Here is a 6,810-nt window from a genome sequence, read left to right on the forward strand (position 1 = left end):
TCGCCCCGGCCACCGCATAGCGAACAGGGGCTGCCCGGCCTACGGCCGGACAGCCCCTCACCAAGATCTTCATCAGCCCTCTAGGGCCTGTCGTCCCGGTTCATGAACGGGGTATGGCAGTCCCGTTGCGGCGTATGGCAGTCCCGTTGCGGCGCCCGCCATCCTCTTGAGCCCGCCGATCGCCGCACCCTACGGTCCCTGTGTCGGTCCGGAACACGCGCCGGCAGATCCGCACCGGATCCCGACCGTGTGCCCGAGTGGTTGAGGGGCTCGCCTGCAAAGCGAGTTACGCGGGTTCGATTCCCGCCACGGTCTCTACCCCGCCTGACCAGGCAAAATAAAAGGGCGGCATCCCCCGGGGGATGCCGCCCTTTTGGTCGTCCGTCTCAGTTCCCGTCTCAGTTGGCACCTGCCCTGTGCCTACTGCGCCAGCGGCACTGCAGAATGCTGCGGCAGCATGGCTACAGGGAGGCGCCTCATGATCACAGGGCCCGAAGCAACCATCGTCACGCGTGCAAGCGGCGCGGTCGTTCGCGGCGTCAAGGAGCAGGTGACGGCTTCACCGAGCTGGCCCTCACTCCATGCAGGACTGATGGAACTGGCCGCGATCCTCAACGACTGGATCACCGCCGCCCATGAGGCTGAACAGCTAATCCGCAGGAAACTTGAGGGCGAGCCCCTTCCGCAACGGCGCACAGGGCTTCTGCGAGCGTTCAAGTTGGGTGAACTCCATATTGACGGAAGAGCTTCCAACGTAGGGCGCGTTGAAGAACTTACAACGCAGGTCAAGGAACAGCTGACGCCGAAGGTATCCCTAGTCAAGTACTTGACTCCGGAACAGCGGCGAAAGGCCGCGAGGCGCACCTTGCGCAACGTGATGCTCGTGTACTGCCCCGAACTGCTCGACGACTTCGAAGAGGCAACGAACCGCCGACGCGAGTGGATCGAAGCTAACCGCAGCGCGTTGCTAGAAGGCCTAGATTCCGAATCAGCCGATGCCGATGCGCTGCGCACATGGGCGGAAGAGGCACAGACGACCAGGCAAGGTTTACTTGGCGTGCGATCGGAACTGGTCAGATTGGTGCGCGAGAACTACCCCATGAGGCAAGGGCCTCAGGGGACGTAATAGCTACCGTCCGCCATGGCGCACATTCCGGGGCGGCTGCCGAGCAGCCGCCCAGCTACTTAGGTGCCTTGGCGGTCGCTTGTTGCCCCCTGCCAGATGAGGCTATCGACCTGTCCGGCGATGTCCGTCCGCACGGCATCCACCATGTGCTGATAGCGGGCAGCCATGGCCGTGGTCGACCACAGCATGAGGCCCATGACGGCACGCTCGGGGACACCGAGGATGAGTAGGACCGTGGCGGCCGTGTGGCGCGCATCGTGTAGACGTCCATCCCGCACCTTGGCCTCTGCCAGAAGAGCTTTCCATCGGTCCAGTCCCGCCGGTGGGATGGGCTACGGCCGTACTCATCCGGGAACACTAGGCCGTTCTCCTCCCACCGCTTCCCGGCCGCCTGTCGCTCCGCTTCCTGTGCCTTGAGGTGGGCACGGAGTAGGTCAACAAGCTGCTCGGGGAGACCGACCGCGCGGCGGCCGGCGCGCGACTTGGTGGTGGCGAAGTCCGGGTTGGTGCGCCGCCGCTGCGGGCAGTACCCGGCTGCCTTTCGTCCGCAGGGCTCCGCCGCCGTGCATCCATGGACGTACTGCGGCCGGTGACGGCTACGGCGGACCACGAGGAACCCACCGTCAAGGTCTACGTCCCCTTGCCGATCAGCCCTTGCCCTTCCATCTGCGCAACGGCGGAACGCACGGCGGTCAGGGACGCGCCGAACCGCTCGCACAGCTCCTTCTCGGTGGGGAAGCGGTCGCCGACCTTCACCCCCTCGCCACGCAACAGGTCGGTCACCCGCTCGACCAACGGCCGGCGGTCGCCGGTCCCTGCCACGTACCACCCGGCACCCTGCACGGACTCGATCAGTCCCTCGTTCCTGAGCGCGTTCAAGGCACGTTCGATGGTGCTACGGCTGACCTTGTACACGCTCATCAGCGCTGCCTGCGAGGGCAGCTCCTCTGTGATTTCACACGTCTCGATCTTCTGGCGCAATGATTCAGAGACCTGCAAGTACGTACCTCGCGGGCTGGCCTGCGGCATGGGCCCCCTTTCTTGACCTTGTCGCATCCTGGGATGGCAACTCCGCCCGAGTGCAAGCTTCCCACGGCGGCGCCGCTCAGGCTCACACGCCTGGTTCCGCCAAGCTTCGGCAGTCCACGCACCCTTTGCCCGCTCTTCCTCATTCAGGGTTCGGCACCTCTCTCATTCGCAGCTTTTCAGGATCTGCGCGCACAATTGAACTCACCTCTCGACAAAAGGCGAGCACCCGTTCAGCGATATAGTTTTCCAATCCATCAAAGCGCACAATATCCATGGAGAAGACGCCCTTCATTCCCTCCATGTCAATATGGCGATGGATCGGGGCCCAATCGACCGCCTGCGCCGAGGGCACCTCTTCGTCCGCGTCAACATAAAACAGCTCGCCGCTTGTGACCACCAGAGGGAAGCAAAGATGCATATACGCCCACTCCGGGACGGTATGACCAGTGTCCCGAATCGGCCTGAACGCTTCAACCGCCTTCATCAGAGGGAGTGTGAGAGAATCGAAGATGGAAGCGTTATCGGCCTGCCACTCCTTGTTCTTCAAATTCATTCTCACAAGCTGCAGGCCTCTTTTATCATCACGACTGGGACTGTGAGGTAGCTCCTGCAGCCCGAGCCAGTTCCAAGTCTTGCGACTCTTGAGGTACCTGCGAGCCCCTTCCCTTCTTGATACCCACTTCACCTCCTCGACAGGAAGCGTATGGGAATAGGGCGGAATATTTCGCTCATTGTCATCCGGCTTTCGCCCCAACACAACATAGGGCCCTGACGAATTTTTGCACTCAACCAAAAGCTTTACACCCAGCGTAATGTTCCCGGCTTCATTCGCGAAGAATTCTTTGAAGGCGTAAACGTCGACCTCTCGCGACTTTCCCTCATCGGGGTCCTTAAACGCCCGCCCAGTACCGGTGTAGAATCCGGCATTTTTCACCACCTTGGCGACCCGCTGCTCAAGTAGGTACCCAGTGCGTTCAAGAGCATGGATGACCTCATCGCTGGTCGGACTCGGATGCGCGCGTGCTGTCATGGCCAAAGCGTAGGGACTCGGTGAGGCGGTTAGGCTCCCGTTACGGAAATCACCGGTACGGAGGTAGGCCGTACCGCTGACGTACCGCGAGCTTGTCCTTGACCGCCTCCTACGTGGTGAGGCGGACGTTGACCCGGTATGGGCCGCAGACGTGGAGCTGGATCGTGCCGGACGGGCTGTGGGAGATCGCCAAGCCGCTGATCCCGGTGCAACAGGCACGGCCGCAGGGCGGCGGAACAGCGAATACCCCTGACGAGACGCTGTTGGCAGACGGTTGGGCCAACGGAGGTGGGTGATCGAGCGAACGATCTCGGGGCTGGCGACCGCAGACTCAGCCCTCGTTACGAGAGGAAGCCCCGCAACTACCTGGCCTTTCTCGGACTCGCGGCAGCCTTGTCCTGTTACAAGCGACTCGTCCGCCTCATCACGTAGGACACGGTCTAAGTCCCGGCCCTGGACAGAAGGCTGTGCCGTCTCAGTTTCCATCTCGTTCATCACGGTTCGCAGCCGTCCAGCACCGCTCAGCGCCGGCTGGCCATCACCTTGTCCACACGGGAGTGAACATTCATGGACTCGTCCGGATCCCACCCTGACCAGGCCGGACAAACCCGCAAAGCGGGTGCCTCGAGGTACCTCTCGAAGGTCGAGCATGCAACGGCGCGGCGGGGCTTGGCCCTCGGCACCTAATGCGTCGGGCTTGGGCTGGGCGGTGCGCCGGTAGCCGCGCCGCCCCTCGAGGGCCTTGGTGACGGTGGCGCCGCGCCAGCGGTTGGCGTCGCCGCTGGTGTCGTCCGGCTCGGGCCAGCGGGCCCGGTTGCGGTCGGCGCGGATCGTGGCGGCGGTGACGCCGATCCTGGCGGCGTCGAGCTCGCGGGCGGTATAGAGGCGCTGCGGCCCGAGCTCGGGGCAGCCGCCGGATACGAAGCGTCGAGTGTCCTGGAGACGGGCTGGGCAACAGATCCGGTTGGCGCAGCAGCAGGGTGGGACACGTCGAATGTCCTAGAGGGGGACTGAGCGCCGTGAGATCGGGAGGGTGGGAGGGCACCGGGCCCGCTCTTGGCAGTCGCCGTGCCTGAGGGCGGGTGCGTGGGGGTTACGGCGGGCTTCACTGCTGCCCGGTTGCCACTTCCGCTAGTGCCCGATGTGACGGCGAGGGTCGCGCCTAGGGCCACGGAGAGGGCCAGGGCCGTGCCCACGGCCAGGCCCCGGCTGTGGCGGGTGCCGCCGTGGAGGTTGCGCCGGGTGACCGCCGCCTCCTCGGTCCGTATGTGCTCGTTCGCGTCGGGGTGAGCGGCCAGCGGCGTCGGAAGGCGCGCCTCGGAGGGTGCCGAGAGCGGCAGAGGGTGTGGATCGGGTCCGGCGGGCCGAGAGGCGAGGACCTTCGCGCACTGCTCGGCGTCCGGGCGGGCCTCAGGGTCCTGGGCGGTCATGGCCCGTAGCAGGGCCGCGAGGTCCGAGGGCAACCAGGTGGGGACTTCGGGCGGGCGGTGGAGGCGGGCGACCGCCGCTTCCAACGGGGCGCCCTGATACTCCAGTTCGCCTTTCATGCACTCCAGTAGGACCAAGCCGAGCGCGTAGACGTCCGCAGCCGGTCCGACCTGCCTGCCCTCGACCTGCTCGGGTGCCAGGTAGGCGGCGGTGCCTATCAGCACGTCCGGTGCCGTGTGGCGGGTGGCGTTGGCCAGTCGCGCGATGCCGAAATCGGCAAGGTGAGGATCACCGGCCGCATCGAGTAGGACATTCGACGGTTTGACGTCGCGGTGCACTATGCCGGCCCGGTGGACATAGGCCAGCGCCCGCGTGAGGGCGGCGCCCAGATCGGCCACACGCCGCAGAGGCAGTGCTTCACTCGCCAGGAGGCTGCGCAGCGTGGGGCCCTTGACCAGTTGCATGACGAGGTAGGTGCGGTCGTCGTGGCGGCCGGCGTCGTAGACGGTGACCAGGCCGGGATGCTGCAGGCGGCCGAGGAGAACAGCCTCTGCGGGGAGATGGTCTTCTGTCTGTGAGTCCGGGCCAGGCCGGAAGATCTTGATGGCCACGGGCCGCCGAAGACGCGTATCGACGCCCTCGTAGACATCGGCCATGCCTCCCGACCCGACCCTCGCGCCCAACCGATAGCGGCCGGAGAGGACTTCGGCGGACTGCTCGTCCGTCGCAACCGCTGCGGGTGCCGACGGGACCGCTGATAGGCGGGCCTTCATCTGGTTCTCCGTTGCTGTCACCGCGTACCGGACTCGGCCATGGGCCATGATGTGAGGCGGGTACCCCCAGCCTGTGTCAGATATCCGAACCAAGTCGGCAGAGCGACGAAACGGCCACACTTCCCCCGTGGCTGGCGCGTTGCGGCAGGTCAGACAAGCTGCCAGTCGGACAGCTGGTCGTCGTCGCCGACCTCCGCCGTCAGCCGCTTCCCCGGCAGATCACTGACCGATACGCCGACAGCCGTGGCGTTCCGGCCGCCGGGTAGCGGGCGGGCTCTGTGCGCTCCTCCGGCGGGACGTCGGCAACGATCTCGGCCTGGTCGCCGAAGGGGCCTACGCTGCAGGCCTACAGCTGCCGGCTGAACTGTCCACGCACCAGTGCGCGTCACACCACCTCACATGAGCGAGACCGCTGGCCTGACTGCAGTCTTTGACGGCAACACCACTGCACCCTGCCGTACCACGGAAGTCGATGTTGGACACTGCGCAGGACGCTGGCGCGCCGCATCCCCGACCCTTGGGCCGCAGGAAGGAACTTGTAAAGCGGTGGTCACGTATCGAGGGCCGGACGGCAGTGACGGCAACAAGCGCGGACGCCTACGGCACCCGGTGGCCTGTCACGGAAGCCCCACAGACCCGCTGGCCCAGCCAACTGGGGTGTGCCGGCATCGTCTAATCACCTGTGCTTGGGACTCGGCTCGGCGCCAAGGCACGGAGCCAACCGGCGAGCGCGGAGAAGTCGGCGTCTACGAGGCCTTTGGCCGGGTCGACGCGATGAAGAAGCGACGGCCCAGGATGTTGGGCATCGACCCAGAGGCGGTCCATGGTGCTGATCTCGTCGTCGACCCAGATGAACGGCCGGCGGTTGGCCCACTCGACAAGGTGGCGGGTCTTCCAGTGCAGGCCGCGCGGACTGTCGTCGGCGCAGGCGTCCGGCCACTCCACGACAGGCAGCCTCGTCAGTCCGATACGTGGGGCGACGACCTCGTTTGCATCCTCCATCCATGTCGAGGCCCACACGAGATGACAGCCCAGGGCCATGAGGCGCGGCCCAAGACCAGGGTCAAGCCGCCCAAGCAGCGGATTCCCCCGGGCGGGCACCGGGGATTCGGAAACAGGGGCTTGCAAGCAACTGGATGACGACCCGAACGGCATGAGGGGACCGTCGACGTCGAGGAAGAGGATGGGACGCTCCGCTGCGCTTGTCACGGCGGCACGATAGCCCGGCGTGGCAAGGAAGTAACACACCCTCTGCCACGGGCCGTCTCGGGCAGTGCGAGGCCACCCGACGCCGACCGACAACGACAGAAGCCCACGGCATCTGAACTAGTCAGAGCCGTGGGCTTCTTCAGTCTCGCTGGTCAGGCAGACCGGTGATCAGTACACCGGCGTGTGATGCGGGCGAACGCGCAATACCGCACGTC

At 65.5% G+C, this 6,810-nt stretch carries 5 protein-coding genes, 1 tRNA gene and 2 pseudogenes; 3 read left to right on the forward strand and 5 right to left on the reverse strand.

What is annotated here, in order from left to right; all coding sequences use genetic code 11:
* Positions 1–243: 243 nt before the first annotated feature.
* A tRNA-Cys gene (locus ACFY2Z_RS41435) sits at positions 244–315 on the forward strand.
* A gap of 163 nt (positions 316–478) precedes the next feature.
* Positions 479–1,126, forward strand: a complete 648-nt coding sequence (locus tag ACFY2Z_RS41440) for a hypothetical protein (protein WP_390749163.1) — start codon at positions 479–481, stop codon at positions 1,124–1,126.
* A 59-nt stretch (positions 1,127–1,185) separates the two neighbouring features.
* On the opposite strand, the pseudogene ACFY2Z_RS41445 reads toward ACFY2Z_RS41440, so the two are convergent.
* The 3 genes and pseudogenes from ACFY2Z_RS41445 to ACFY2Z_RS41455 all read right to left on the reverse strand — a co-directional run.
* Positions 1,186–1,841: pseudogene (locus ACFY2Z_RS41445) on the reverse strand (tyrosine-type recombinase/integrase); the annotation flags it as partial.
* Entirely contained in the window at positions 1,757–2,155 is a 399-nt protein-coding gene (locus ACFY2Z_RS41450) for a GntR family transcriptional regulator (RefSeq protein ID WP_390749164.1), read from the reverse strand. The gene ACFY2Z_RS41450 and the pseudogene ACFY2Z_RS41445, both read right to left, overlap by 85 nt.
* Before the next feature lie 139 nt (positions 2,156–2,294).
* Entirely contained in the window at positions 2,295–3,185 is an 891-nt protein-coding gene (locus ACFY2Z_RS41455) for a hypothetical protein (protein ID WP_390749165.1), read from the reverse strand.
* Between the two features lie 271 nt (positions 3,186–3,456).
* Between ACFY2Z_RS41455 and ACFY2Z_RS41460 the strand changes: the two are divergent.
* Positions 3,457–3,617 (forward strand): annotated as a pseudogene (locus tag ACFY2Z_RS41460) (IS5/IS1182 family transposase); the annotation flags it as partial.
* Between the two features lie 251 nt (positions 3,618–3,868).
* Here the strand turns inward: ACFY2Z_RS41460 and ACFY2Z_RS41465 are convergent.
* A complete protein-coding gene (locus ACFY2Z_RS41465; protein WP_390749166.1) occupies positions 3,869–5,434 on the reverse strand; it encodes a protein kinase in 1,566 nt (521 codons plus the stop codon).
* Positions 5,435–6,058: 624 nt separating this feature from the next.
* Entirely contained in the window at positions 6,059–6,595 is a 537-nt protein-coding gene (locus ACFY2Z_RS41470) for a hypothetical protein (protein WP_390749167.1), read from the reverse strand.
* Positions 6,596–6,810 lie beyond the last annotated feature (215 nt).

This window comes from Streptomyces sp. NPDC001222 (genome assembly GCF_042896945.1).
Taxonomy (GTDB): Bacteria; Actinomycetota; Actinomycetes; order Streptomycetales; family Streptomycetaceae; genus Streptomyces; species Streptomyces gibsoniae.

Excerpts from the sequence above, each read along its gene's own strand:
- ACFY2Z_RS41465 (WP_390749166.1), bottom strand. The coding sequence starts at position 5,434 with ATGGCCCATGGCCGAGTCCGGTACGCGGTGACAGCAACGGAGAACCAG.
- ACFY2Z_RS41440 (WP_390749163.1), top strand. The coding sequence starts at position 479 with ATGATCACAGGGCCCGAAGCAACCATCGTCACGCGTGCAAGCGGCGCG.
- ACFY2Z_RS41450 (WP_390749164.1), bottom strand. The coding sequence starts at position 2,155 with ATGCCGCAGGCCAGCCCGCGAGGTACGTACTTGCAGGTCTCTGAATCA.
- ACFY2Z_RS41455 (WP_390749165.1), bottom strand. The coding sequence starts at position 3,185 with ATGACAGCACGCGCGCATCCGAGTCCGACCAGCGATGAGGTCATCCAT.